This is a genomic window from Marinobacter sp. L-46 (genome assembly GCF_056859535.1).
In genome coordinates this window covers 62,929-89,672 of sequence record NZ_JBSXOP010000049.1, presented here as the reverse complement: position 1 = coordinate 89,672, position 26,744 = coordinate 62,929, and the positions used below count along the sequence as shown (strand labels likewise).

Annotated in this window: 26 protein-coding genes; 14 read left to right on the top strand and 12 right to left on the bottom strand. The window is 60.1% G+C overall.

Annotated features, from left to right (window positions below):
- Positions 1-28 precede the first annotated feature (28 nt).
- Entirely contained in the window at positions 29-274 is a 246-nt protein-coding gene (locus AC13DJ_RS06820; RefSeq protein WP_482934190.1) for a type II toxin-antitoxin system Phd/YefM family antitoxin, read from the bottom strand.
- A gap of 282 nt (positions 275-556) precedes the next feature.
- Here AC13DJ_RS06820 and AC13DJ_RS06815 point away from each other — a divergent pair, with 282 nt between their 5' ends.
- On the top strand, positions 557-1,810 hold the full coding sequence (locus tag AC13DJ_RS06815; protein WP_482934189.1) for an NADH:flavin oxidoreductase/NADH oxidase family protein: 1,254 nt from the start codon (positions 557-559) through the stop codon (positions 1,808-1,810).
- A gap of 407 nt (positions 1,811-2,217) precedes the next feature.
- On the opposite strand, the gene AC13DJ_RS06810 is transcribed toward AC13DJ_RS06815, so the two are convergent.
- On the bottom strand, positions 2,218-3,120 hold the full coding sequence (locus tag AC13DJ_RS06810) for a DcaP family trimeric outer membrane transporter (RefSeq protein ID WP_482934188.1): 903 nt from the start codon (positions 3,118-3,120) through the stop codon (positions 2,218-2,220).
- Positions 3,121-3,227: 107 nt separating this feature from the next.
- Here AC13DJ_RS06810 and AC13DJ_RS06805 point away from each other — a divergent pair, with 107 nt between their 5' ends.
- From AC13DJ_RS06805 to astB, 5 genes are all read left to right on the top strand, one after another.
- On the top strand, positions 3,228-3,440 hold the full coding sequence (locus AC13DJ_RS06805; protein WP_482934187.1) for a hypothetical protein: 213 nt from the start codon (positions 3,228-3,230) through the stop codon (positions 3,438-3,440).
- Positions 3,441-3,499: 59 nt separating this feature from the next.
- A complete protein-coding gene (locus tag AC13DJ_RS06800; protein ID WP_482934186.1) occupies positions 3,500-4,714 on the top strand; it encodes an aspartate aminotransferase family protein in 1,215 nt (404 codons plus the stop codon).
- Between the two features lie 271 nt (positions 4,715-4,985).
- On the top strand, positions 4,986-5,999 hold the full coding sequence (locus tag AC13DJ_RS06795) for an arginine N-succinyltransferase (protein WP_482934185.1): 1,014 nt from the start codon (positions 4,986-4,988) through the stop codon (positions 5,997-5,999).
- A gap of 25 nt (positions 6,000-6,024) precedes the next feature.
- Positions 6,025-7,083 carry an arginine N-succinyltransferase gene (gene astA / locus AC13DJ_RS06790; RefSeq protein ID WP_482934184.1) on the top strand — a complete coding sequence of 353 codons (1,059 nt, stop codon included), beginning with the start codon at positions 6,025-6,027 and terminating at the stop codon, positions 7,081-7,083.
- A gap of 5 nt (positions 7,084-7,088) precedes the next feature.
- Positions 7,089-8,429, top strand: coding sequence for an N-succinylarginine dihydrolase (astB, locus tag AC13DJ_RS06785; RefSeq protein WP_482934183.1), 1,341 nt, complete (start codon positions 7,089-7,091; stop codon positions 8,427-8,429).
- Positions 8,430-8,435: 6 nt separating this feature from the next.
- On the opposite strand, the gene AC13DJ_RS06780 is transcribed toward astB, so the two are convergent.
- Positions 8,436-9,068 (bottom strand): TetR/AcrR family transcriptional regulator, encoded by a 633-nt coding sequence (locus AC13DJ_RS06780; protein ID WP_482934182.1) that lies wholly within the window; start codon positions 9,066-9,068, stop codon positions 8,436-8,438.
- A gap of 166 nt (positions 9,069-9,234) precedes the next feature.
- Between AC13DJ_RS06780 and AC13DJ_RS06775 the strand changes: the two genes are divergently transcribed.
- Positions 9,235-10,317, top strand: coding sequence for an efflux RND transporter periplasmic adaptor subunit (locus AC13DJ_RS06775; RefSeq protein ID WP_289103125.1), 1,083 nt, complete (start codon positions 9,235-9,237; stop codon positions 10,315-10,317).
- Entirely contained in the window at positions 10,317-13,343 is a 3,027-nt protein-coding gene (locus AC13DJ_RS06770) for an efflux RND transporter permease subunit (RefSeq protein WP_482934181.1), read from the top strand. The genes AC13DJ_RS06775 and AC13DJ_RS06770 overlap by 1 nt, the downstream gene beginning before the upstream one ends.
- Positions 13,344-13,361: 18 nt before the next feature.
- Here the strand turns inward: AC13DJ_RS06770 and AC13DJ_RS06765 are convergent, their stop codons facing one another.
- The 6 genes from AC13DJ_RS06765 to AC13DJ_RS06740 all read right to left on the bottom strand — a co-directional run bounded on the left by AC13DJ_RS06765 (position 13,362) and on the right by AC13DJ_RS06740 (position 18,623).
- Entirely contained in the window at positions 13,362-14,414 is a 1,053-nt protein-coding gene (locus AC13DJ_RS06765) for a succinylglutamate desuccinylase (protein WP_482934180.1), read from the bottom strand.
- 204 nt (positions 14,415-14,618) lie between these two features.
- On the bottom strand, positions 14,619-15,341 hold the full coding sequence (locus AC13DJ_RS06760; protein WP_474544025.1) for an ABC transporter permease: 723 nt from the start codon (positions 15,339-15,341) through the stop codon (positions 14,619-14,621).
- Between the two features lie 3 nt (positions 15,342-15,344).
- Complete coding sequence (locus AC13DJ_RS06755; protein ID WP_474540766.1) at positions 15,345-16,049, bottom strand: ABC transporter permease; 705 nt, start codon at positions 16,047-16,049, stop codon at positions 15,345-15,347.
- A gap of 52 nt (positions 16,050-16,101) precedes the next feature.
- Positions 16,102-16,848, bottom strand: coding sequence for a transporter substrate-binding domain-containing protein (locus AC13DJ_RS06750; protein ID WP_273133703.1), 747 nt, complete (start codon positions 16,846-16,848; stop codon positions 16,102-16,104).
- Positions 16,849-16,935: 87 nt separating this feature from the next.
- Complete coding sequence (locus AC13DJ_RS06745) at positions 16,936-17,706, bottom strand: ABC transporter ATP-binding protein (RefSeq protein ID WP_058341766.1); 771 nt, start codon at positions 17,704-17,706, stop codon at positions 16,936-16,938.
- A gap of 155 nt (positions 17,707-17,861) precedes the next feature.
- Positions 17,862-18,623: an FCD domain-containing protein gene (locus AC13DJ_RS06740; RefSeq protein WP_199457060.1), complete on the bottom strand. Its 762-nt coding sequence runs from the start codon at positions 18,621-18,623 to the stop codon at positions 17,862-17,864.
- Positions 18,624-18,846: 223 nt separating this feature from the next.
- Here AC13DJ_RS06740 and AC13DJ_RS06735 point away from each other — a divergent pair, with 223 nt between their 5' ends.
- The 6 genes from AC13DJ_RS06735 to AC13DJ_RS06710 all read left to right on the top strand — a co-directional run bounded on the left by AC13DJ_RS06735 (position 18,847) and on the right by AC13DJ_RS06710 (position 24,863).
- The gene (locus AC13DJ_RS06735; RefSeq protein WP_011786717.1) at positions 18,847-19,269 is read left to right on the top strand and encodes a GlcG/HbpS family heme-binding protein; all 423 of its coding nucleotides are present in this window, start codon (positions 18,847-18,849) and stop codon (positions 19,267-19,269) included.
- A gap of 18 nt (positions 19,270-19,287) precedes the next feature.
- On the top strand, positions 19,288-20,760 hold the full coding sequence (locus AC13DJ_RS06730; protein WP_199457059.1) for an FAD-linked oxidase C-terminal domain-containing protein: 1,473 nt from the start codon (positions 19,288-19,290) through the stop codon (positions 20,758-20,760).
- Positions 20,753-21,820, top strand: a complete 1,068-nt coding sequence (gene glcE / locus AC13DJ_RS06725; protein ID WP_474540764.1) for a glycolate oxidase subunit GlcE — start codon at positions 20,753-20,755, stop codon at positions 21,818-21,820. The genes AC13DJ_RS06730 and glcE overlap by 8 nt, the downstream gene beginning before the upstream one ends.
- Positions 21,821-21,822: 2 nt before the next feature.
- A complete protein-coding gene (glcF, locus tag AC13DJ_RS06720) occupies positions 21,823-23,031 on the top strand; it encodes a glycolate oxidase subunit GlcF (protein ID WP_474540763.1) in 1,209 nt (402 codons plus the stop codon).
- Positions 23,032-23,137: 106 nt separating this feature from the next.
- Positions 23,138-23,569: a DUF4124 domain-containing protein gene (locus AC13DJ_RS06715; RefSeq protein ID WP_482934179.1), complete on the top strand. Its 432-nt coding sequence runs from the start codon at positions 23,138-23,140 to the stop codon at positions 23,567-23,569.
- Positions 23,570-23,645: 76 nt separating this feature from the next.
- Positions 23,646-24,863: a multidrug effflux MFS transporter gene (locus AC13DJ_RS06710; RefSeq protein WP_482934178.1), complete on the top strand. Its 1,218-nt coding sequence runs from the start codon at positions 23,646-23,648 to the stop codon at positions 24,861-24,863.
- A 3-nt stretch (positions 24,864-24,866) separates the two neighbouring features.
- Here AC13DJ_RS06710 and AC13DJ_RS06705 read toward each other — a convergent pair whose 3' ends face one another.
- From AC13DJ_RS06705 to AC13DJ_RS06695, 3 genes are read right to left on the bottom strand one after another with little or no spacing between them, the layout of a single operon-like run.
- Positions 24,867-25,376, bottom strand: coding sequence for an ABC transporter ATP-binding protein (locus AC13DJ_RS06705; RefSeq protein WP_482934177.1), 510 nt, complete (start codon positions 25,374-25,376; stop codon positions 24,867-24,869).
- Positions 25,373-26,362, bottom strand: coding sequence for a FecCD family ABC transporter permease (locus tag AC13DJ_RS06700; protein ID WP_482934176.1), 990 nt, complete (start codon positions 26,360-26,362; stop codon positions 25,373-25,375). Before AC13DJ_RS06700 ends, AC13DJ_RS06705 begins: the two co-directional genes overlap by 4 nt.
- 22 nt (positions 26,363-26,384) lie before the next feature.
- Positions 26,385-26,744, bottom strand: a complete 360-nt coding sequence (locus AC13DJ_RS06695) for an iron chelate uptake ABC transporter family permease subunit (RefSeq protein ID WP_482934175.1) — start codon at positions 26,742-26,744, stop codon at positions 26,385-26,387.

Sequence of the window (26,744 nt, the reverse complement as noted above, 5' to 3'; positions counted from 1 at the left end):
CCTGAGTCGAGGGCCGCTCCGTAGCTTTTTAGTTGCGGGGCGGCTTTCTCGTTTTTGCGTTGAGTCTGGCCAAATCGCTACCAATTTGCTGCATCAGGCTCTTACTTTGGAGAACGTGAAGGGTTTCCTGCTCTCGCTCCCAGTCCTCAGCACTCATCACCACGAAAGCTTCTCCGGCTCGGCGTGTAACCTTGACCGGTTCATGCTGACTAATTACCTGTTCAACAACACTTTTAAGATTATCTCTAAACTTGTTTACACTGATTGTGTCCATGAAGCACCTCTATATGCGGATATTTCGTACAACTATGCATCACCAGCCCTAACGCAGTCATTAGGCTCGTTCTGGCTTTCGGCCTCCGACGGATGCCCCTGCGGGGCCGCCGTTTATGGCGGGCCAGCGACATGCTCGGCGGCAATGGCATCAGTGACGAATTCGGTGTTGCCCGGCATTCAGGCTTTCTTTTGATAAAATCAGTCTCTTCGGCCAATGCCCGGTTCGCCGGGCAGATCCACTATCAGCCTCATGGAACCCGCAAACCACCTTGAGGCCCTTATGACTCCCGCAGAACTGCTCTCTCAGCCGCTCAAGCTCCCTAATGGCTCTGTCATCCCCAACCGCTTTGCCAAGTCCGCCATGAGCGAGACTCTGGGCACCATTGACAACCACCCCACCAAAGAGCTGGCAACCCTGTATCGTGCGTGGGCAGAGGGCGGCACCGGGCTGTCGATCACGGGTAATGTAATGATCGACCGCCGGCACATCGGGGAGCCACAGAACGTGGTTATTGAGGATGAAAGCGATCTCGAGCTTCTGACCGCCTGGGCCAAGGCCGGGCAAAAGGGAGGCAAACAGATCTGGATGCAACTGAACCATCCCGGCAAGCAAAGCCCCAAAATGCTGAACAAGGACCCGGTCTCGCCCAGCGCGATACCATTCAAAAAAGAGCTCCGCAGCATGTTTGCCACACCCCGCGCCCTGACCGGCCCGGAAATTGAAGACATCATCCAGCGCTTTGCCCGCAGTGCTGCCATTGCCCAGAAAGCCGGATTCGACGGCGTGCAACTCCACGGCGCCCACGGCTACCTGGTGAGCCAGTTCCTGTCGCCCCATCACAACCAGCGCACAGACGAGTGGGGTGGCTCTGCCGAGAAACGCCGCAGCTTTGTGCTGGCGGTGTACCGGGCTATCCGGAAAGCTTGCGGTGAAGCGTTCAATATTGGCATCAAACTGAACTCCGCAGACTTCCAGCGCGGCGGTTTTACCGAGGACGAATCGCTGGCGGTGATCAAGGCACTCGTCGCAGAGGGGATTGACCTGGTAGAAATCTCCGGCGGTAACTACGAGAACCCAGCCATGGCCAGGGGTGCGGAAGACGGCGAGGTAAAAGCCAGTACCCTGGCGCGGGAGGCCTACTTCCTGGAGTTCGCCGAGAAAGTGCGCAAGCTCACTGACGTACCCTTGATGGTGACGGGCGGCTTCCGCACCGAGACCGGAATGGCCGACGCGTTGGCTTCCGACGCCACGGACCTGGTGGGCCTGGCGAGGCCGTTGGTGGTGGAGCCGGATTTGCCGAACCGGATTATGAAAGGCGATCAGGTGACCAGCGCGGTTAGGCCCATCAAAACAGGGATTCGACTGATTGATGACATGGCCCTGATGGAAGTGAGCTGGTACACCCGGCAGATCGGCCGGATTGCCAGGGGCAAAGCACCGAAACAGCATGACCGGGGGATTCTGTCGTTGATGGAGGTTCTCGGCGTGATGACAACCCGAAGCGTCCGTAGCAGGCTCCGGGCGGGTGAGTAGGCAGTTTGCAGGGCGGGGCCTTTGGCCCCGCCCTGCATCGTCCCCTGGTTAGTTCGCGAAGTACATCCAGTCAAAGTAATCGTGCAGATCCTGCATGGCATAGGCTTCTGCGGCTTGGGTAAGTTCAAACAACAGGCTTTGGTCTTTGGCAAGTTTCATGGCATTACCTCACAGAGTTGCAGCGGTTGATGCGGTGAGTGGTTTTCACCGGCTTGCAGTTTGGTATTTGCATGAGCTGTGCCAGATTGTTTTCTGGCTTGTAAGGTATTGAATACCGGAGGGAAGGGCCCCAATCGAGCAGGTGTGGGACTTGGAGGTTGAGCCAGAATGGTGCGTGTGCACCAGCCAGAAACGAAAAACCCCGGCCGGGGCCGGGGTAATTCTGAGTTAACTTCTGATAGGAAGGATCAGAAGTTGTATTGGGCTGCGAACAAAAGACGGTTTGCATCGCCGTCTTCACCGTTTACGTCTTCAGTCTTCAGGTATTGGTATTCAACGCCCATCATGACATTTTTGACCGGTGTCCACTGATAGTTGGCCATTATGGCAGAGTTGGTTTCGGCCTGACCGTTGATAGCCGCCAGTATTGCGGCATCTCCGGCAGCGTCGTCCTTCGCGTCATCGTAATCCATCGTGGCCATGCCATAACCAATGTTGATGCTGCGGCCGCCGCCGAGGTTAATACCTGCACCGATGCTACCTGCATAGCCGGTGATCGTCTCAACATCGCCATTCGGGCCTACATAGGCATCGCTACCAAAGTAGTTTTCGCCTGAGCGCCACAGGTAGCTGTTGGCTCCGTCGCTGTAGTTGAAAGCGCCCTGAATCGTAATCATGTCCGTCAAAGCCATTCTGGCCGCGACAAATGCGCCGAAACCAAATGCTGATTCGTCATCAGTGCCTGTGTCATATCCAACTTCATGGGCAAGAACTGCTGCCGAGTATGAGAGGCCGCCGGCTGAATCTTCCATGCGAGCGGTGAAAGTAGGCATGCCATCTTTTTTGTCGCTGACGCTAGCAACCTTGCCCGTGGGTACCCCATCTTCGAGGACCACGCTTGCTTCAACGAGTGAGCTCTGGGGATCTTCTACGGAGAATGAGAAAGGGCCGGAGGTGTAGCGAAGTTGAGCTGTACGTCCCTGATAGCCAGCAGTGCCGGGCAGGGAGTCAAAATCCAGCGTAGAGGTGTTGCCTACAAAGCTGTTGTAGTTCGACCAGGTCTGGCCGGCGAGTACACCTTTGTACGAACCATAGCCATGACGAAGACGAAGCGTGCCGCCACGGAAGTCACCCTCAACATTGAAGGTCACGCCCTCAGGACTAACGGTTTTTACACCGATACGACTCTGAACTGCATCAGCGTCAAAGTGTCCTGTTGCCTCAAGCCTGCGCAGGGTGGAGTTCTCAGAAACCGCCGGTGAGTTGGGTGCGTTGCTGCTGCAACTGGATACACCTGCAAACCCTGCACAGTGAAGAGGAACTGGCAGACTTTCAGCCCGGAAACGAGGCGGTCACCTTCGACCTGGATTCCTACAAACTGCTAGCCAAGGCACTTCTGGGGAAAGACAAAAACCATCACCGCATCATCGAGTTGCCCGCTTTGGCACAACCGGCTGTTCTTATGCCGTGAGTGGCGTATTATGGGCAGATTCACCCTGTCACTTAGCAATGAGTCACTGAGAGAAACCGATGAACAGAGAACCCGTGTCCCGCGAACTTTTCGATGAAGTTATGGTGCCCAACTACGCCCCCGGAAACATCATTCCGGTGCGAGGCGAGGGCTCCCGCGTGTGGGACCAGGAAGGGCGAGAATTTATCGATCTTCAGGGCGGCATTGCGGTCACCAGCCTTGGCCATGCCCACCCGGGACTGGTTGGTGCATTGCAGGAACAGGCCGAGAAAATCTGGCACCTGTCCAACGTGATGACTAACGAACCGGCTCTGCGCCTGGCCAAAACCCTGTGCGACCATACCTTCGCCGAGCGGGTATTCTTCGCCAACTCCGGTGCCGAAGCCAACGAAGCCGCCTTCAAGCTGGCCCGTCGTTATGCGTGGGAACACTATGGCCCGGAGAAGCATGAAATCATCTCCTTCAAAAACGCCTTCCACGGCCGCACCCTGTTCACCGTCAGTGTGGGCGGGCAGCATAAATACCTGGAAGGCTTCGAACCGGCCCCGGGCGGCATCCATCACGCAGATTTCAACGACCTGGACTCGGTAAAGGCGCTGATCTCCAAGGAGAAAACCTGTGCCGTGGTGGTTGAGCCCATCCAGGGCGAAAGCGGCGTACTGCCGGCCGATCCCGAATTCCTCAAGGGCCTGCGCCAGCTGTGCGACGAAAACAACGCCCTGCTGGTGTTCGACGAAGTGCAAACCGGTGTCGGCCGCACTGGCCACCTGTACGCCTATGAAATGTACGGCGTAACCCCCGACATCCTGTCCAGCGCCAAAGGCCTGGGCGGCGGTTTCCCGGTCGCCGCCATGCTGACCACAGCCAAAGTCGCCGCAAGCCTCGGCGTCGGCACCCACGGCAGCACCTACGGCGGCAACGCCCTGGCCTGCGCCGTGGCCCAGAAGGTGATCGACACCGTTAGCCAGCCGGAAATCCTCAAAGGCGTCAACGCCCGATCCGACAAGCTCCGCAAAGGCATGATGAACATCGGCGAGCGTTACGGCGTGTTCTCCGAAGTGCGCGGCGCCGGTTTGCTGCTAGGCTGTGTATTGACCGAACAGTGGCAGGGCAAGGCCAAGGACTTCCTTAACGCCGGGCTGGAAGAAGGCGTGATGGTACTGATGGCCGGCGCCAACGTGATTCGCCTTGCGCCGTCCCTGATCATCCCGGAAGTCGATATTGAAGAAGCGCTGGAGCGTTTCGAGGCAGCGGTTAAAAAGCTGACGGCATAATTCCGAAGCTGCACGGTTGATGACACAGTAGGTGATGGGCCGGGAACGCCCTTCCGGAAATTTCGCAGGCCATGGATGGCCGGAGAGAAGCGCACAGGGGTGAGGCAAGCGTTTATGAAGCTAAGCTTCATGCGTAGCCGAACGACAGCAATCTATGATTGCTGGCTGGACCCGCTTGCGGGTGCTTGTAGCGGTTTCCGGAAGGGCGTTCCCGGTTCAGCACCGGTCGGCTAACGACGTTGTATGTCTTACCGGAAGAGGGAGCAAGCCCATGTGGCGAGTCCGTCCAGCAAAACTGGATGACCTGCAACAAATACTGGACATAGCCGGAACCCAGGGCGCCAGGCTGTCGTCTACGCTACCCAAAACCGAACAACGCCTGGCCGAACTCATCAGCCACGCCCAGGCGTCCCTTGCCGCTCAAGCTCCCAAAACCCCACGGCGCATCCTGCTGGTGCTGGAAAACACCGAAACCGGCCAGATAGCAGGTACCGCCGGCATAGACAGCCGGGCCGGCAACGGCGAACCCTTCTACAACTACCGCCGCGACCACCTGATCCACGCCTCCCACGAACTGGGCACCTCCCGGCGAGTCGAGGTGCTGTACCCCAGCCACGGACTGACCGACCACACCTTGCTGTGCGCCTTCAGCCTGCGCCCCGAACTGCGCGAGACGACTGCTTTCGAGCTGCTCTCCCGGGCCCGGATGCTGTTCATTGCCAGCCACCGGGACTGGTTCAGCTCGCGCATGGTGGTGGAGATTCAGGGCGTTCAGAACGAAGACGGCAGCGTACCCTTCTGGGACAGCCTGGGCCGGCACTTCTTCAACATGGACTTTGAAACCGCAGACCAGTACTCCGGCCAGCTCAGCAAAACCTTCATCGCCGAGCTGATGCCGCCTAACCCCATCTACGTCACCCTGCTGAGCGACTCCGCCCAGGCCGCCATCGGCCAGCCTCACCGCCAGACCCAGGCAAATTACGAGTTGCTTCAGCAGGAAGGCTTTCTGCCCGGTAATTACCTGGATATCTTCGATGGCGGGCCGGTTCTGGAGGCCCGCACGGATGGCCTGCGAACCCTGATCACCAGCCACCCGAAAACCCTGCATGGCAGCCACGACGAGCATGGTGAAAACTGCCTGGTTGCGGCCGGTGAAGGTGAGCATTTCCGGTGCCTGCTTACCCCGATGGCAGAAACCCTCACCGACGATGTGAAAGTGCCGGTCAGTGCCTGGAAGGGGCTGGAAAAGAGTGCCGGCGACCGGGTGAGGATCTCTCCGCTATGACCACGAAAAAGGGGTGGGCACCAACATGCTGTTGATCCGGCCACTGCAGGAAAACGACCTGGATGCCCTGTATGCCATGGCGCAGAATGCCGGCAAAGGCCTGACCACACTACCGGCAGACACGGAGTTGCTGCAACGCAAGATCGACCGTGCCCGGGACTCCTTCAGCCAGCGTTGTGCCCCCGAAGCGGGCCTTTACCTGTTTGCGCTGGAAGATACCGAAACCGGGCAGGCGGTGGGCATCAGCGGCATCGAAGCCCGGGTCGGGCTCGAGGAAGTATTCTACAACTATCGCCTGAGCTTGACCGTAAACGCCTCCCGCGAACTGGGTGTGCACGTGCGAACGCCTACCCTGCACCTGTCCAACGACATGACCGACACCACCGAAATCTGCTCGTTGCTGCTGGCAGACAATTACAAGGGCGGCGGCAACGGGTTGTTGCTGTCCCGCTGCCGGTTCATGTTCCTGGACGAATTTCGCAAGCATTTCTCCGACAAGGTGTTCGCAGAAATGCGGGGCGTATCGGATGCCAATGGCCAGAGTCCCCTGTGGGATGCCCTTGGCAGCAAGTTCTTCGACATGGAGTTCAGCCAGGCGGACCGGCTTTCCGGCCTGGGCAATAAGTCCTTCATTGCTGAACTGATGCCGAAATACCCCATTTATTTGCCCATGCTGCCCGACAGCGCCCGGGCGGTGATTGGCCGGGTGCACGACAACACCCTGCCGGCCCTGAAGATGCTGGAAGCCGAGGGCTTCAACTTTAACGGCATGGTCGATATCTTCGACGGCGGCCCGGTGGTGGAAGCCTTCATTCACAACATCCGCAGTATCCGCGAATCCGTCAACCGGCACGCCATGGTGGTGAGTAAACCGGTCGATCTCGATGTGCCGCCGGAGCAGCGGGTGATGATCTCCAACCGCTCGTTCCGGGATTTCCGGGTAACCACCATCCTCGTGGACTGCATCGAGCCGGATACCATCCGGTTGCCCCGGGAGGTGGCAGATGCGCTTCGGGTAGAGTCCGGAGACCCGGTTCGGCTGGCGCCCCTGAAAGATCAATTACGAATTCCGCACCGAAGGTGAGAGAGATGGCAACACACGCAGTTGAAGTGAACTTCGACGGCCTGGTCGGCCCGACCCATAATTACGCCGGGTTGTCCTGGGGTAACGTGGCGTCGAAGTCTAACGTGAACGCCGTGTCCAACCCCAAAGAGGCAGCCTTGCAGGGCCTCGCCAAGATGAAAAAGCTGGCAGACCGGGGCTATGTTCAGGCGGTTCTGCCGCCCCACGAGCGGCCTCATATTCCCACCCTGCGGGCCCTGGGCTTTGCCGGCAGCGACCGGCAGGTTCTGGAACAGGCTGCGCAGGCGGATCCGGCCATCCTGGCGGCGGTGTCGTCTGCCTCGGCCATGTGGACCGCCAATGCCGCCACGGTATCGCCAAGCGCCGATACCGCAGACCACCGCGTGCACTTCACCCCGGCCAACCTGAGTGCCAAGTTCCATCGCTCCATCGAGCACAGGGTGACCGGGCGGGCACTGAAGGCGATCTTTACCGACGAAAGCTATTTTGCCCACCATCCGGCCCTGCCTTCGGTCAGCCATTTTGGCGATGAAGGTGCCGCCAACCACACCCGTCTGTGTGCCGGTTATGGCGACCCCGGAGTGGAGTTGTTTGTGTATGGCCAGGCGGCGTTCAATGAAAGCGCGCCGGCACCGGTGAAGTACCCGGCCCGGCAGACGCTGGAGGCCTCCCGGGCGATTGCAAGGTTGCACGGGCTGGACGACCGCCATGCGGTATTCGCCCAGCAGAACCCGGCGGCCATTGATGCCGGGGTGTTCCACAACGATGTGATTGCGGTGGGTAATGGTAGCTGTCTGTTCTACCACGAGCTGGCGTTTCTGGATGAAGGCGGAGTGCTGTCGGATATCCGGGCGCGTTTGGCCGGAACCGAACTGCAACCGGTGCGGGTCTCAGCGGCAGAGGTGCCGATTGAAGATGCCGTGGCGTCTTACCTGTTCAACAGCCAGTTGCTGAATACCCCGGATGGCATGTTGCTGGCGGTGCCGGGCGAGTGCCGGGAGGTAGCGTCGGTCAGCCGTTACCTGGACAGCCTGCTGCAACAGAATGGCCCCATTACCGCAGTGGAAGTGTTCGATGTAAAGCAGTCCATGCGTAACGGCGGCGGCCCGGCCTGCTTGCGGCTGCGAGTGGTGCTGAGCGATGAAGAGCGGCGTGCCATCAATCAGGGTGTAATTCTGACCGATGCCCTGTACGAACGCCTGACCGCGTGGGTAAATGCCCACTACCGGGATGAGCTGAGCCAGCAGGACCTGGCAGACCCCATGCTGCTGGACGAAGTGCGCAAGGCCCTGGATGAACTGACCGGTATACTGGGGCTGGGCTCGATCTACGATTTCCAGCTGTGACAGGCTTCAGCTGGCAATCGAGCGAGTGAGCATGTCCATGGTGTGATGAATCAGGTTGTCGGCGGGAAAGTCCGGGTTTTCCCCCGCTTCTGCCTGGCACAGCATGATCACCCCGTGCAGGGCACCGCGCAGATACAGCGCGGTCTGGGCCGGCGAGGCAATGCGCTCCCGGCTCATGGTGCCGTCTTCCAGGCCCTTGTGGATGGCCGCTTCCATCAGCTGCATCAGTTCGTTCTTCGAGCACAGCATGTCTAGGGCTTGGTCTTCCTCCGCCTCTGCCATGGCGGTTGAGGCCTTGGTCAGGGCTGAAAAGTAATCCGGCGCTTCCCGGTAAAAACGGTAATAGGCATCCCCCATGGCCCGGATCTGGGCCAGCCCGGTATCTGCCGTACTCAGGGCGTTCTCGAATCTTTCCACCAGGCTTTGCCCGGCCCGCAGCATGATGCCGCGCTGAATGGCTGCTTTGTCTTTGAAGTACACATACAGCAGCGCCCGGCTCAGGCTGGCGGTGCGGGCGATGTCGTCCATGGAGGTGCGCTCGTAACCTTTCTCGGAAAACACCAGCTCGGCGGCGTCCAGAATGGCATCGTACCTTGCCTGTTTTTCCCGTTCCCTGCGTGTTTTCAACGGCTCGTTCATGGTGCTTCCGGTGTTGTGGTCATGGCCTGAATGATAACTGATAGAGGATAAAAGCCGATTATTGACAATTTGTCAAAGAGTGACATGATGTCGGGAAAACAACGGCGGCTTCTGACGGAAACAGGCGCCAACAAATCATCTATTCAGGGAACGGGGCTGACCAGTCATGTCTCTCTTCGCGCGTTCATTGCCAATAACTCTGGCCAGCATGCTGCTGGCTGTCGTGTCTTTATCCGGCTGCAACAGCAGTGCCTCCGAACAGGCTGCAGACCAGCCGGTATCGGTTCGGGTGGCCGAGGTAACCGGTGGCCAGGTGGTGGAAATTCCGCTGCGCTTCTCCGGTATTGTGCGGGCGGCCCAACGGGCCACCCTGACTTTTCAGGTGAGCGGTACGCTGAAAGAGCGGCCGGTGGAACTGGGGCAAACGGTGAAAGCCGGAGATGTGCTGGCCAGCGTGTATAACCCGGCCCTGGAACCGGCAAGGGATTCTGCTGCGGCCCGGCTGGATGAACTGAAAACCCAGTACGACCAGGCCCAGCGGGAATGGGAACGCTCCAGCCGCTTGCACCAGCGCGGAGTGGTCTCGGAACAGAACCTGGAACAGATCGCCGCCCGGCGGGATTCCCTGCGGGCCAGCATGGCCACGGCCCGGGCCTCCCTGGCGGAAGCCACCCGATTACTGGAAGAAAGCGTATTGAAAGCCCCGTTTGCCGGCCAGGTAGAAGCCTTGCTGGTAGAGCGGGACGAATTTGTCGCCGCCGGGCAGCCGGTGGTTCGCCTGTCTTCGCCATTGGGCCGTGAAGTGGAAGTGCGGGTGCCCGCGCATCTGTTGGGTCATGTGCGGCTCGGGCAGGAGCTGCCGGTCTGGCTGGTGCAGGACCGCAACCGGGAGCCGGCTACCGGCACGGTGGTGGAAATTGCCCAGGGCAGTTCCATCCGTGGCGAGCTGCATCCGGTATTGGTGAGCCTGCCGCCGAATTCGCTTTCTGCCGGTGAACCGGTGGAGGTCGGCATTGCCCCGGTTCAGGAATCTGCGGTTACCGTGCCCCTGCTGGCGGTGATGCGGGACAGCACGGGCACCAGCGTGTTCCGGGTTGAAAATTCCGTGGCCTACAAGGTGCCGGTGGAAGTAGACCGGGTGATCGGCGAGCGGGTGATGATCCATACCGGTGCCCTGAACCCCGGTGACCAGGTGGTCTATGCCGGTATGACCCGGCTGGTGGATGGCGACACCGTGGAGGTGCGCTGATGACCCGCCGCCTGCTGAATTACCAGCGCTTGCTGGGCATGGTAGTGACCATGCTCTGTGTGCTGGGTATCGCCGCCTACAGCACCATGCCACGCCAGGAAGACCCTACCTTTCCGTACCGGGCCGGCATGGTGACTGTGAGCTATCCGGGCGCCAGCGCCGAGGCGGTTGAGCGCCTGGTACTGCGCCCGTTGACCGATGAACTGCGCCAGGTGGAAGAGCTGGACTGGAGCCAGGGCACAGCACGCACCGGCGTGGCGCTGGCCCGCCTGAAACTGCGTGATCACATCTACGACACTGACAGCGCCTGGGACCGGGTGCGCCAGGCCATGGAACGGGCACGGCAGGATTTCCCGGACGATGTCGGCCTGATGACCCTGGACGACCGGCTGATTGATATTCCTGCGGTGGTGTTGGCGGTGGGTGGTTCGTCGTCCGTCACCGAACTTTCCGGTGTGGCGGAGAAACTGAAGCAGAACCTGCTGGATATTCCCGGTATCTCCCGTATCGACCTAGAGGGCGACGCCGACGAACAGATTACCCTGGCGCTGGACGACGCCGCGCTTTACCGCCTTGGCGTAGCGCCCAAACGCATCCTGGATACCCTGGCCCGGCGAAACCAGACCATCCCCGGGGGCTTTGTGGTGGTGGAAGGCAAGCGGTTGTCGGTTCTTCCCAATACCGAGTTTGCTGATATCGACGCCATTCGCGCTACGCCCATCGAGTTGCCGGATGGCTCCCAGGTACCCCTGGCGGCAGCCGCGGAAGTCTGGCGCGGCCCGGCGGAGCCCCGGCAGCCGGAAACCTGGTTTGATGGTGAGCGGGTCGTGCTGCTTTCGGTGATCATGGAAGAAGGTTCCACCGACGCCATCCGTTTCGGCGAGCGTATTCGCGAGCGGCTGGAACAGGTACGTGCTGACTTCGAGCCCTACGAAATCCGCGAGATGTTCTTCCAGCCCGACAAGGTATCCGACCGGCTGGACGACCTGGCCTGGAGCCTGGTGCTGTCGGTGCTGATTATCGTAGCAGTGGTGTTTACCGGCATGGGCATTCGCATGGGGCTGCTGGTGGCATCCATCCTGCCTATGGTGGCCCTGATCAGTGTGGGGCTGTACGACCTGGGCGGTGGTGTGCTGCACCAGATTGCCGTGATCGGCATGGTGATCTCGCTAGGTATCCTGATTGATAACGCCATTGTGATTGTGGAGAACATCCAGGGTCACCTGGACGAAGGCATGCGCCGGCTGGATGCCCTGCGCAAGGCCGTTGGCGAGCTGGCCGGGCCACTGGGTGCGTCTACCGGCACCACGCTGGCGGCCTTCGCGCCCCTGCTGATGGCCAAGGGTGGTGCGGCTGATTTCACCCGTGGTGTGCCGGTGATGATCATGCTCACGCTGTCGGTCAGTTACCTGCTGGCCATTTCCGCCGTGCCGCTGCTGGCAGCCCGGTTCCTCAGGCCGCGAAAGAATATCCACAAAGACCGGTTGATGGGTCTGGCCCGTTCGCTGGGTGGCCTGGTGTATCGCTATCCGGGCCGCTTGATTGTCGCGGGCACTTTGTTGGTGGCCATCAGTGTGGGCATGACGCCGTTCATGGCCCAGCAGTTTTTCCCCAACGCAGACCGGCCCCGGGTGATTGTGGAAGTGTATCTGCCCGAAGGCACCGACCAGGCCCAAACCTCTGAGGCCGCTGCGGAGCTGGAACGGGCCATTCGCGCCCGCCCGGAAACCCTGGAAGTGCACCGGTTTGTCGGTTTCACCGGCCCGGCGTTTTACTACAACCTGCAACGAGCGCCCCAGGCGCCTAACCGGGCCAGGCTGGTGGTGCGTACGCCGGCACTCGAAGACACCACAGATCTCGTAGACTGGATTCGCCATGAGCTGGCGCCCACCGTGCCGGAGCTGGATATTTCTGCCGGTATCCTGGGGCAGGGGCCGCCGCGTACCGCGCCGGTTGAAGTGCGAATTTATCACCCCGATGACGCTACCCGTGCCCGTGCCACCGAGCAGGTGTTCAGTGTGCTGCGTGGCGTAACCGGCACCGTCGACGTACGGCACGACCTGGACATCGGTGTGCCCAGTATTGCCATCAACGTAGACGACGCCACCGCCGCCCGTTACGGCCTGACCCGTGCAGACGTAGCCCAGAGCCTGTACGGCCAGAGCTATGGCGTGGTGGCCGAGCGTTACCGGCAGGAAGATGATCCTATCCCCATCATCCTGCGCTCCCGGGAAGGCACCGCGCTGTCGCTGTCACGTCTGTTGTCGGTGAACACCTACAACGACCAGGGGGATGCCATTCCGCTGTCGGCCGTGGCCACGGTTGAAACCACCTGGGAGCCGGCGGCCCGATACCTGAGAAACGGCGTGCGGGTGAATGCGGTAACGGCGAACCTGGAAGAAGGCTACAGCTTCAGCCAGGCCCTGGACGGCTTGTTCGCAGCACTGGACGAACAACCCCTGCCCGCCGGTACCCGGGTAGAGCTGGGCGGTGATGCCGAAGGCTCCAACAATGCCAACAGTGCCCTGCTGACCGCAGCGCCCATCGGCATCCTGTTGCTGCTGTTTTTCCTGCTACTGCAGTTCAACTCCTTCCGTCGGGTTGGCATCATCCTGCTGACGGTGCCGCTGGCCACCGTGGGAATCTTCCCGGGGCTGGTGCTGTCCGGCTCTCCGTTCGGCTTTCAGTCGTTACTGGGGGTGATTGCGCTGGTGGGCATTGTGGTGAACAACGCGATTGTATTGCTGGATGTGATGGACAGGGAGTTGGAAAAAGGCCGGGCCATTGCCGATGCCGTGCGCACCGCCGTAGAACAACGCACCCGTCCCATCCTGCTGACCACAGCCACCACCGTGGCCGGCCTGCTGCCGCTGGCGTTCTCCAGCTCCACGCTGTGGCCACCCATGGCCTGGGCCATTATCAGTGGCTTGCTGGCTTCTACGGTACTGACCTTGCTGGTGATTCCGTCGGTGTGCACCAAGGTGATCAAACTGCCGGTGGCGGAACCGGAAAACGCCCCGGCCTGAGACAACAGGGCCGGGTAATTACCCGGCCCTGAACTCGTTCTTCGCCCGAATCATCAAACCCACGCGCTGCCCAACCGGCACATGGGGATTGGGAAACACCACCGCCTCCGGCGCCGTACCCACCCGGTAGCTGGTTTTGTCATCTTCCCAGATCACCGTGCCGGGCTGGTACTGGGTAAAATTCGCCACCTCATCCGGTACATGAAACCGGAACGACGGCCCCGTGTTCAACACCTCATGCACCACCTCGAACACCGTTAACCGGTCAAACGGCGGCCGGGCCTGTGGTGCGGCCGCTCCAGAAAACCGACGACGCAATGCCCGCTCAATACCCCGAAACCGTCGCAAATCATTCCGCCCGAACGCTTCAACCTTACCCAGCTCCACCGTAAAACTCTCGGCCTTCAAAAGGCTGGATGTAAACGACGAAAACACCGTGGATTCCTGATGCTGAAGCAGCAATGTCTCAACCTCTGCCTCCAGCAAAAACTCACACTGAGCCGCCGGCACCGACCGCCCCGGCACAAACGGATACAAGGCAAACCGCTCCCGCTTCGACGGCCGAATCGCCGTATGCAAATCATAGTGACTCAACGCCAGCCCATGATGCGCCATCGCAAACTGCCGGCACATCTCCTCCAGAAACTGCGCCCGCCGCGCCTCCGGCAACCCCTTATACTTCGCCTGCCCGTGAGCCCCGTTAAACAGCCGGTTCATATTCACATCCACAAACCGCTGCCCCGCCACCATCGCCGGCGGATTACCCAGAATCAGCAACACCGGACACCCCAGCTGCCACTCCCCGGCAAACAACTCCGACACCAACCCGTTTAAAACCTCAATCGGCGCCGTCTCATTCGCATGAACCCCGGCCGACACAATCAGCGCTTCATTGTTCACATTCTCCCGCCCGGCCGGCGGCGTCAGCCACAACACGCCGTTGGCCTTCCGTGAAACCTGTGTTCCGTCCGGCAGCTGTCGCTTGGTTTCGGGTAGGTCAGAGGAGGCAGAGGCCAGGGTGTGAGCCAGCCAGTCGGGGTGGAAGTCAAAGAGATGGTTTGAAGCGTTCATAGACTCTCCGCAGAGAAGAGGCGAAACAGGAAGCCCCGTCAGATGTTTGGGGACAGCCGGCAGGGAGCGCCTTCCGGGAATTTCGAAGGCCAAGGATGGCCTGAGAGAAGCGCACATGGATGTGCTCGTAGCGGTTCCCGGAAGGCGCTCCCTGCTGGCTGGCCTTGGCACCAATGCCGGCCGCCAGGAATCAGGAATTTGAACTCAGGAGTTTATGGGCCGCTGATGCCGCAAAAGATGATTTTCCAGTTTGCGGAAAACAAACACCAGAATAAACGTCAAAGCCATGTAGCAAAGCGCCACAAAAATAAACGCCTCAAAAGGAGCATAAAACCGCGAATAAATATTCCGCGCCGCCCCCGTAAGATCCACAATCGTCACCACACTGGCAATCGCACTCGCATGAAGCATAAAAATCACCTCATTCGAGTATGCCTGAACCGCCCGCCGCGCCGCACTCGGCAGAATAATCCGCCGCATCCGCAGGAACCAGTTCATACCGTAAGCCTTCGCCGCCTCAATCTCGCCATTGGGCGTGGAAATAATCGCCCCCCGGATAATCTCCGTGGTATAGGCGGCGGTATTCAGGGTAAACGCCAGCAGGGCAGGGTACAGCGGCTCCTTGAAAATCTCCCACCAGAAAGTGTCCTGAATACCCGGAATCTGGGCCACACCATAGTAAATGATATACAGCTGGATCAGCAGCGGCGTGCCGCGGAACAGATAGGTGTACAGCCAGATAGGGCCAGACACGAACGGATTCTTCACGGTGCGTAGAATCGCCAGCGGCACCGCCACCACCAGACCGATCAACAGCGACAGGAACACCAGGTGCACCGTAGTGACCAGGCCATCCCAGTACTCCATGAGGGTCATGGCATTAAAAATATCGTTCTGGTTCAGCCACTCGGCAATGAAATCAGGCATCACTTAATTCCCCCGAACCACGCCGACATTGGCCCGCTTGTCGAGCCACTTGATGAACAACTCCGAACCCGCCGTCAGCGCCAGATAAACCGCCGCCACCGGAATAAAGAAGTGGAACGGCATGCGCTCGGCCTTGGCAGCTTCTTCCGCCACCCGCACCATATCGGTCAGGCCGATGATCGACACCAGCGCAGTCGTTTTCAGCAGCACCTGCCAGTTATTGCCGATGCCGGGCAGGGCATGGCGCAGCATCTGCGGAATCATCACTCGGCGGAAGGTGTGCCAGGTGGAAAAACCATAAGCCCTGGCGGCCTCGATCTGGCCCTTCTCAACGGCCAGGAACGCGCCCCGGAAGGTTTCCGTCATATAGGCGCCGAAAATCAGCCCGATGGTCACCACGCCAGAGATGAACGGATCGAACTGGAAGAAAAAGTCGATTTCATGGGTTTCCCACAAATAGTCCGACAGGGCATTCACAGCTACCTGGCCGCCGTAATAGAACAACAGCATCATCACCAGGTCTGGCACGCCACGAATCAGCGTGGTGTAGGCGGTGGCGACACCGGTCAGCACCCGGCTGCCAGAGAGCTTCGCCGAGGCGCCAAGCAGGCCCAGAGTGAGGGAGAGTGCTAGTGAGAAGAAGGCCAGTTCAATGGTAACCACAGCGCCTTCAGCGAGGGCCGGGCCATAGCCTTTCAGATCAAGCATGGGAATGTCCGGAAAGCAGGGGAGCAGCCATCAGGCTGCTCCCGGGGTCAGGTTAAATCTTGATGTCGTAGTTGAAGTATTTCTGCATGATGGTGTCGTAGGTACCATCTTCTTTCAGCTTCTTCAGGGCCGCGTTCACGTCGTCAGCCAGCTTGGCATCACGCTTGCGCATGGCAACGCCCACACCTTCGCCCAGCTTAACCGGCTCGCCCACTTCCTTGTAGCCTTCCTTGTTCAGAACGGTCTGCTCACCCACCGGATAGTCTACGAAAACCACGTCCAGACGCTGGCCTTCCAGGTCCAGGACCATGTCTTCAGCGGTGGTGTAGCGCTTGATGTTCACCACGCCACCCATGTTCTCGGTTACGTAGGTGTCCATGGTGGTGCCGCGCTGCACGCCCACGGTCTTGTCTTTCATGGCGTCCATATCGGTGACGTCAGTGTTGAAAGACTCAGGGCCGAACCAGCCGCCCGGGGTGATGTAGTACGGCTCGGAGAACAGTACCCGCTCGGCGCGCTCCGGAGTGATCGACATGGAAGACATGATCAGGTCGAATTTACGGGCCAGCAGGCCGGGAATCATGCCGTCCCACGCCTGGATAACGAACTCGCAGTTGGCCTGCAGTTCTTCGCACATGGCGGTGGCCAGCTCAACTTCGAAGCCGGTCAGTTCGCCATTGTCATCGCGGTACTCGAACGGCTCGTAGGGAACATCAAAGGCGATCCGCAGATCCTGGGCCTGGGCGGTGCCGGTCATCATGGCCAGGGCACAGCTTGCTGCAACAATCAGTTTTTTCATGTGTCACTTCTGCAGTAATTTGCCGTTAAGGCTTTATTCCTTGTGGAAGTTTCAGTTCCGTTACCGGTTTCAAGATAGCACCGGCATTCAGAACTTGGGAGCAAGAAATTGCTTCATGCGCTCGGATTCCGGGTGATCGAACACCTTGTCCGGCGATCCCTGCTCCTCAATCACGCCCTGATGCAAGAACAGGACCTGAGTAGACACATCCCTTGCAAAAGCCATCTCGTGGGTAACCACAATCATGGTGCGGCCTTCCTCGGCCAGACTTTGCATAACTTTCAATACTTCGCCCACCAGCTCCGGGTCCAGGGCCGAGGTGGGTTCGTCAAACAGCATCACTTCCGGCTCCATGGCCAGGGCACGGGCAATGGCCGCACGCTGCTGCTGGCCGCCGGACATCTGGGCCGGGTAGTAATCCTTGCGCTCATAGATGCCGACTTTGTTCAGATACGCCTCGGCCCGCTCGATGGCTTCCTTTTTAGGAATTTTCAGGACATTCACCGGGGCTTCTATAATGTTTTCCAGAACGGTCATGTGGGACCACAGGTTAAAACCCTGGAAGACCATGGAAAGCCGGGCGCGAATCAGTTCTACCTGCCGGTTATCGGCCGGAATGCGCTCGCCTTTGCGGTTGTTTTTGAACCGGATTGGGTCACCGTGCACGATAATGTCGCCGGAAGTGGGTGTTTCCAGCAGGTTAATGCAGCGCAGAAAGGTACTTTTACCTGAACCGGAGCTGCCGATCAGGGAAACCACGTCGCCCTTGCGGGTTTCCAGAGAGATGCCCTTGAGGACTTCAAGCTGATCAAAGGTCTTGTGGATGTCCCTGCAAATCAGAGGCGCGGGTTCCGCCATGGGGTGACTCCTGGGGGCTGTCATTCAAAGGCGCATGTTTTACGGACTGTAGCCGTGGAAATCAATACCGCTTTGTAGGGTTTTGGTGAAAATAGCAGCAGTTTCCTGAAGGTCATTCTGGCGTAATCATTGATCAATGCAAGCATTTTGCGGCTTCAGGCATCCGTCGATTCTGTCATCAGGGCTTCCAGTTCTTCCGGTGCGGGAATGCGCAGCAGTTTGTCCCCTTCTTTCTCCATCTCCTTCATGGTGTGCCGTACAAAGCGCACATGGGCAGTCGCAACCTTGCGGGCCTGGTCTGGCTTTGAGGCCATGATGGCCTCATACAGTTGCCGGTGCTGGCGCATGATAGTACGGCGCATATCCTCTCTCGGATTGAGATTAGACACCGACGCCTGGACGGTCAGCAGCATCATGTTCTTAAGGCCATCCAGGATGTGCACAAGAATCGGATTGTGGGACGCCTCTACGATGGCATGGTGAAAGCGATGATCCGGTCGCGCATTGCTGAGCGGGTCGGTGGCTTCCAGTGCGCGGAAGGCCTGGGTCAGTCGGTGCCGGTCCTGGTTGGTGGCGCGCTGGGCGGCCAGAAAAGCGGCCTGGCCTTCCAGCTGTTCGCGCACTTCCAGCAGGTCGTAAAGGGTGCGGGTGTGGCCCTGATAAAGGTACATCAGCGGGCTGTTGCTGCCGGAGGTGCCGGATTCCGGAACGATACTGGCCACGAATGATCCCTTGCCGTGGCGGGTTTCAATGACACCCCGTGCCTGCAATTCGTGCAGGGCCTCCCGTACGACCGAGCGTGATACGCCAAGCCGGGCCACCAGCTGGCGCTCAGAAGGAATTTTCTGGCCCGGGGCCAGCCCGCCTTCCAGAATCAGGTGTTCGAGTTTGTAGGAGATTTCTCTGGATATGCCCATGACTTTTCTGCTGGTCTGACCAGTTTCGGGTTATACAGAGCAGTTTACGCCAAGTTTGCCAATGCCGACAAACCCCATGAATCATGCAGGGTTAGCCGGTTTCCCAAAAATCTGCGTGCAACAAACTGGTCGGACCAGTAATGAAAAAGATAGACGTGTTGCCACGGTGCGGTGAGTATTTCCGGTTATCCGAGACAACAAGTAACGTATAGAGGTGATGACCATGATGACCATCAAACGCCTGGACATCAGTGATGCCCGCCTGCTGATCAAAGGCGCCGCAGACAAGGCCCGGGATATTGGCGTACCCATGTGCATTGCCGTCGTGGACGAATCCGGCAACCTGGTCGCCTTCGAGCGAATGGATGGCGGCAAGACCACCAGCGTGATCATCGCCCAGGACAAAGCCTTTACCGCCGCAGCCGCACGTAAAGCAACCCATGACTACAATGCCGCCAACGTGCCCGGCAATCTGGCCTTTGGGATTCACACCGAAGTGGGCGGTCGGCTCAGCACCGTGGGTGGCGGCTTGCCGGTGATCGTGGATGGCGAGGTGGTCGGCGGAATTGGCCTGAGCTCCGGTACGCCCCGGCAGGATATGGATTGTGCTCAGGCCGGTATCGACTACTTTCTTAGCAATCGCTAACCAACATTCGAGAATGCTATGACTACCAGAGCGAAGGTCAGCAAGTCGGCATTGGCTGAGCAGTTCCGAGCCTTTATCGACCCGGATTTCGTGATCACGGATGACGAAACCCTCAGGCCCTATGAGTGCGACGGCCTTGCCATGTACCGGGAAATGCCCATGCTGGTTGTTCTGCCGGAAACGGTAGAACAGGTGCAGCGGGTGATGCGCATCTGCCACGAACACGGCGTGCCGGTGGTGGCCCGCGGCGCCGGTACCGGACTGTGCGCCGGCGCCATGCCCCATAAAGAGGGGGTGGTGCTGTCGCTGGCCAAGTTCAACCGGATTCTGAACATCGACCCGGTGGGGCGTACCGCACGCCTGCAGCCTGGTGTCCGCAACCTGGCCATCAGTGAAGAAGCGGCCCAATACGGCCTTTATTACGGCCCGGATCCATCCTCCCAGATTGCCTGTACCATCGGCGGCAACGTGGCGGAGAATTCCGGCGGTGTGCACTGTCTTAAGTACGGCCTGACCGTACACAACATCCTGAGTGTGGAAATGATCACTGCCGAGGGTGACCGGGTGACGGTGGGCAGTGATGGCCTGGACAGTTGCGGCATGGACCTGCTGGCCTTACTGACCGGTTCTGAAGGTTTGCTGGGTGTCGTCACCGAGGTGAAGGTAAAGCTGCTGCCCAAGCCGGAAGTGGCCCAGGTGATCATGGCGGGTTTTGACAGTATCGAAAAAGCCGGCGATGCGGTGGGTGGCGTGATTTCCCACGGCATTATTCCCGGCGGCCTGGAAATGATGGATGGCCACGCCATTATCGCCGCCGACGATTTCTGTGGCGCCGGTTACCCAAGGGACGCCAAAGCCCTGCTGCTGTGTGAAGTGGACGGCACGAAAGAGGAAGTGCACGAGCACATCGCAGAGGCCGAAGCCCTGTTCCGCAAGCTTGGAGCCACGTCTATCCGAACCTCTCAAAGTGAAGAGGAGCGGGCGCTGCTGTGGAAAGGCCGCAAATCGGCATTCCCGGCGGTGGGTCGGATTTCGCCGGATTACTACTGTATGGATGGCACCATTCCGCGCCGGCACCTGGCGAGGGTATTGCTGGAAATGGAAAAGATGTCTGAAGAGTTCGGCCTGCGTGTGGCCAACGTGTTTCACGCCGGCGATGGCAACCTGCACCCGCTGATTCTCTTTGATGCCAACGTACCCGGCGAATTCGACAAGGCAGAAGCCTTCGGCAGCGCCATTCTGGAGCTGTGTGTGGAAGTGGGTGGTTGCATTACCGGTGAACACGGCGTGGGTGTGGAGAAGATCCGCCAGATGGCCGTGCAGTTCAATGATGAAGAGCTGCAGCAGTTCCACGAGGTGAAAGCGGCCTTCGATGCCACCGGCATTCTGAACCCGGGCAAGGGGGTGCCCACCCTGAAATTCTGCCAGGAATACCGATCCATCGAGCACAAGCAACACAAGCACCAACAGGCGGATGCTGCCCATGGCTGATCAGATTCAAACGTTACAGGAGCAGGTGCTCCAGACCCGCAGTAACGGGCAGAAACTCAACATTGTAGGTGGTGGAACGAAATCGTTCATGGGGCGCCAGGGCAGCGCTGAAGCAGGCACGCTCAGTCTGGCCGAACACACCGGCGTGGTGGAATACCATCCGGTGGAGCTGGTACTGACGGTACGCGCAGGCACCCCCCTGAAAGAGATCGAAGCGGTGCTGGCGGAGCAGGGCCAGTGTCTGCACTTTGAACCACCGCATTTCGGGGATGCCTCCACCATTGGTGGCACCCTGGCCTGTAACCTGTCCGGCCCTGCCAGGCCCTGGGCTGGCTCGGTCAGGGATCAGGTACTGGGTATTCGCCTGTTGAACGGCAAGGGCGAGCACCTGCGGTTTGGTGGCCAGGTAATGAAGAACGTGGCGGGCTACGATGTTTCCCGCTTGCAGGCCGGTGCCATGGGAACCGTTGGCGTCATCACCGAGATCAGTCTGAAAGTCATGCCCAAGCCGGCCGCTACCACAACCCTGGTGCGTGAGATGACCATGGACGAGGTGGTGGAATACATGAACCTCCGCGCCGGTGAACCCAAACCGATTACCGGTGCCTGCTGGGTGGATGGCAAGGTCTACCTGCGTCTGGCCGGTGCAAAGTCTGCCGTTGAGGCGACCGCGGAGCAATGGGGTGGCCAGGTTCTGGCGGACGGCGAGCAGTTCTGGCGGCAGGTGCAGGACATGCAGCACCCCTTCTTTGATGACCCGGAACTGCCCCTGTGGCGTTTCTCCGTGGACTCTACCGCGAAAACGCCTGAGTTGGACGGCCCCTGGATGATCGACTGGGCTGGCTCCCAGCGCTGGTATCGTGGCCAGGCTTCCCTTGATCAGCTGGAGCCCCTGGCCCGGGCTGCGGGCGGCCAGGTCAGCCTGTTCCGGGGTGGAGATCGCACCGGCGAGGTGATGCACGGCCAGCCCCAGGCCCTGAAAACCATACAGCAGCGCGTGAAAAAATCGTTCGACCCCGACGCTATCTTCAACCCCGGTCGCCTCTACAGCTGGTTGTAATTATGCAAACGAATCTGGTTCAACACTTCGCCAACACCCCGGAAGGCCAGGAAGCCGAAGAGATTCTGCGGGCCTGTGTGCATTGCGGCTTCTGCACCGCAACCTGTCCGACTTACCAGGAACTGAACGACGAGCGAGACGGCCCCCGTGGCCGCATCTATCTGATGAAGATGTTCCTGGAAGGCGGTGAGGTTACCGAGAAAACCCGCGAGCACCTCGACCGTTGCCTGACCTGCAGAAGCTGCGAAACCACCTGTCCGTCGGGTGTGAAGTATGGCCGACTGGTGGATATCAGCCGCGGCCTGATCGACAAGGAGTTACCCCGAAAACCCCGGGAGAAATGGCTGCGCTGGGCACTGACCCGCCTCCTGCCTGACCGCCGGCTGTTCGGGCTCATGCTGCGAGTGGGCCAGGCGTTCCGGCCGGTGTTGCCGGAAAAGCTGCGTACCAAGGTGCCGCCACGCCGGCAGGCCAGTCCGTGGCCAGCCTCCAGTCACAGCCGTGTAGTGCTGGCCCTGGCTGGTTGCGTTCAGCCGTCGGCTGCACCCAACACCAACGCCGCCGCTGCCCGGGTGCTGGACAAGCTTGGCATCACCATGGTGGAAGCCCCGGAGGCCGGTTGCTGTGGCGCGGTGAACTATCATTTGTCCGAGCATGAGCGTGGCCTGGAGCAGATGCGCCGCAACATTGATGCCTGGTGGCCAGCCATTGAAGCCGGGGCGGAAGCCATCATCATGACAGCTTCTGGCTGTGGTGCCATGGTCCAGGATTATGGTCATTTGCTGCGGGATGACCCGGTCTATGCCAATAAGGCCCGAAAGGTGAGTGAACTCTGCACAGATCTGGGTGCTTTCCTGTTGAAAGAGGACCTTGAACCGCTGAAGGCCAGTGCCAATGCCGGTAAGGTGGCGTTCCACTGTCCGTGCACACTGCAGCACGCGATGAAGCAAAGCGGGGTAGTGGAGCAGGTGCTCGCCAGGGCTGGCGTTGAGCTTGCTGCCACCAGAGACAAGCACCTGTGCTGCGGCTCGGCCGGCACCTATTCCATCACCCAGCCGGAAATGAGCCAGAGGCTGCTGGACAACAAGCTGAAAGCACTAACGATGGATAACCCGGTGCGGATTGTAACGGCCAACATTGGTTGCCAGTTGCACCTGGAGAGCAAGGCGGAAGTGCCGGTTAACCACTGGATCGAGTTGCTGGACCGTTAACGGCGCCCCTGAACCTGCCTGCATTTTAGGGTATAGTCCCTGCGCTCCGGCCCCGCCGTTCCCATCGGCGGGGCGCTTTACTGACCAATTCACAGGATGTGAACCCATGCCAAGGACCCTGGCCCTGAGCCTGCTATGTGTGGCGCTGGCAACACCCGCGACCGCTGAGATCTACCGCTGGACGGATGCCAACGGCGCCATCCACTTCTCCGATACGCCTCCCAAACAGCAGCGGCATGCCAGTGTGACGGTACAGCCGCCGGTGACTGTGCCCATGAGTGAGAACATCCGCCAGGCCGACAAGGTGCGCCGGAGCCGGGCTGAAGTGGACCGCCTGCTGGAGCCCGGTTCCAACGACCGCTATGCCCGGGCCCGGGAAACCGCAAAACTGGCCAGACAGTGTGAGAAATACCGAAAGCAGCTGGACCGGATTCAGGGCCAGCTCAGGGCCGGATACGGCAATGACCGGGGCAACAGGCTGCGGCAAAAACGGCGCCAGATCAGTCAGTTATACAGCCGGGAGTGTATGCTCAATTAATCGGGTTTGCGGAAAACTCTGATTGCTGTTTGATAATAATTACTGTTAGCTATCTACCTTGCACAGGAGGTAGATTTTGTCCCACTTTCAGCTCGCACTGTTACTCGGCATGACCGTTGCGCTGGGGCCGTTGGCCCTGGATGCGTATTTGCCGGCGTTTCCCAGCATCGCCGATGGCTTCGGTATTCCCCATGCCGATGTTGGCCTTACCCTGAGTGCCTATGTGGCGACGCTGGGGCTTGCGCAGCTGGTGGGTGGGCCGCTGTCTGACCGTTACGGGCGCCGGAACATCCTGTTTGCGGGGCTTGCGGTGTTTGCGGTGGCCAGCCTGATGGTAGCTCTGGCCGACACCCTCTCCAGCATGATCGCCTGGCGTGTGGTGCAGGGCATCGGTGGTGCCTTCTGTGCCGTATCGGTACCGGCCATTGTGCGGGACCAGGTTGGCGGGCAGGAAGCCGCCCGGCTGTTCGGGCTGATCGGCTTGATCATGTTTATTGCCCCGGCGGCGGCACCGTCCCTTGGTGCCCTTATGCTGGCGCTGGGCGACTGGCACCTGATCTATGTATTCCTGGCCGGCTACGCCTTCTTCCTGGCCGTGGTGCTTCAGCTGGCTTTGTTTCCCCGTCTCAAGCCCCGGCCCCGGCCCCGGGCAACAACTCCCGTCAAAACCCTGGTGACCAACTACATGCTGGTGCTCAGGCACCGCACCACCATGCGATTTATCGGCATCCAGGTAATGAGCTTCAGCAGCATGATGCTGTTTATCACCCATTCGTCATTCATCTACCAGGAGTGGTTCGGGCTGTCGAACAGCACCTTCTCCATGCTGTTTGCTGCCAACATTGGCTTGATGGCGGTGTTGAACCTGGTCAACCGGCCACTGCTGCGCACCTTCTCATCGGTGGTTTTGCTGCGGGTGCAGGTGGTTATCCAGTTCGTGATGCTGCTTGGCCTGGTTGCGGTGGTTATGATGGACGGACCCTTGTGGGCGGTGGCCGGATTTATTATCGCCGCGGTGGGCTGTCAGGGCGGTATTGTGCCCAATAACATGGCGAATGCCCTGGAGTTCTTCCCGCATATGGGCGGCACTGCGGCGGCTATGCTGGGGGCGTCCCAGTTTACCCTGGCCGGTGCCATCAGCGCCCTGTCTGCGGCATTCGGGGGTGAAGCGTTGCTGCCGATTGCCCTGAGTATGCTTGCCTGCTCAGTGGGAGCAGTGTTGCTGTCACTGGGCGCCCCGGCGGCAGTGGCCCGGGAGAAAGCCGCAGAAGCGGCGGCGGAGGCTGCGGTCTGAGGTTCAGGCCGCGCTGAAGTTGCTGTTGCGCCGCACATTCACCAGCAGCGGGCTGCCGGTGGCGGGGTCCTGAATCAGGTCGCAGCTTACCCCGTAAAGGTCCTGCACAAGCTCCGGCGAGACAATCTCCGCGGGAGTGCCTTCCTCAATAATCTTCCCGGCTTTCATGGCCACCATGTGATCCGCATAGCGGCAGGCGCTGGCCAGGTCGTGCACTACCATGGCGATGGTCTTGCCTTGCCCGCTCAGGGTGCGAATCAGTTCAAACACTTCAATCTGGTGGCCCAGGTCTAAAGCCGAGGTGGGTTCGTCCAGCAGCACCGAGCCCTTTGCCGGTGCGTGGATGCGGGCCAGGCCGTTCAGCAGGGTGGATTTGCCGCAACCGTTGGGGCCGACAATGGCGGTCACCTTGCCAGTGGGCAGGGTCACGCTCAGGTTTTCGGCCACGGTGAACTGGCGATGGGCCAGGGTAATGCTGTCTGCCGCCAGGGTCGCGGTTTGTGCAGGGTTCATGTCAGGCTCCTTCGGGAAGGTTTCAGCAGAATCCACAGCAGGTAGGGGCTGCCAACAATGGCGGTAATGATGCCCACCGGAATTTCCAGTGGCGAAAACAGGGTGCGCCCGAGCAGGTCTGCTGCCACCATAAAAGTGGCTCCGGCCAGCGCCGAGGCCGTCAACGGAACCTTGCCGGGCCGGCAGATGGTTCGGGCCAGCTCCGGTGCCAACAGGGCAATGAGCCCCACCGGGCCGCATACAGACACCGCCAGGCCGGTGAGCAACACCGACAGCGCCAGCCCCAGAATACGGGTCGCTTTCAGGCGGGTGCCCAGGGCGATCGCTACAGCATCGGAAAACTGCAAGGTATTCAGGGCCCGGCTGATCAACATCAGGATGGCATAGCCGGCGGCCAGGCCGATAGCCAGTACCAGCACGCTGTTGCCGGAGCGGGCATTCAGGCTGCCCACGGTCCACGGATAGGCGGCGTTGGCAGCGTCGATGGCCACCCGGCTGAGCATCACCTGGGTGACCGCGCCAGCGATGGCGCCAATGCCGATGCCGGCCACAATAAACCGGTAGCCCCGGGTGCCGTTGGCGCCGGCCAGGCCAAAGGCGATGGCAGTAGCGCAGGCAGCACCGGCCAGGGCCATGGCAGAGGGGGCCAGCGACAGGCCCACACCCACCACGGATGCTACGGCAAAGGCAGTGGCGGCGTTATCGATACCGATTATGCCCGGCGTGGCCAGGCGGTTCCGGGCCAGGGTCTGCATCAGGCAGCCGGCCATGGCCAGGGCTGCGCCGCTGAGCAGGCCGGCAACAACCCGGCTAAGACGCAGTTCATTGACGACAAAGGCGGTCATTGGGTCTGCGTTGCCCATGAGGGACTGCAGAACATCCGGTGGTGGGACCTGAACGGTGCCCATCGATAGCGATGTGATCACCGCCAGTAGCAGCAAAACCAGCAGGCTGCTGTTGGCAAGGGTGGTGCGTTTATCCGGCATGATTAATCAGTAAACCTCAGGGTTACAGCGACGGCATACGGCCGGCACGAACAATGGCCAGCAGCACCGGGGCGCCGATCAGTGCGGTGACTACACCAAGGGGCAGTTCCGCCGGGGCGGCTATCAGGCGTGAGACCACGTCTGCGGCCAGCACCACCGCCGGGCCCACCGGCACACACAGCCACAGGGTTTTGCGGATATCCGGCCCGGCAAAGGCCCGGGCAATAAAGGGCACCACCAGCCCGACAAAGATCAGCGGCCCGGCCAGGGCGGTGGCTGAACCCACCAGCAAAGCGACCGTGAGCACGATCAGGAACATTGCCCATTTGAGAAGCTCGGTACCCATGGCCTGGCTGGCCGGCCCCTGCTTAGCGGAGGGCAT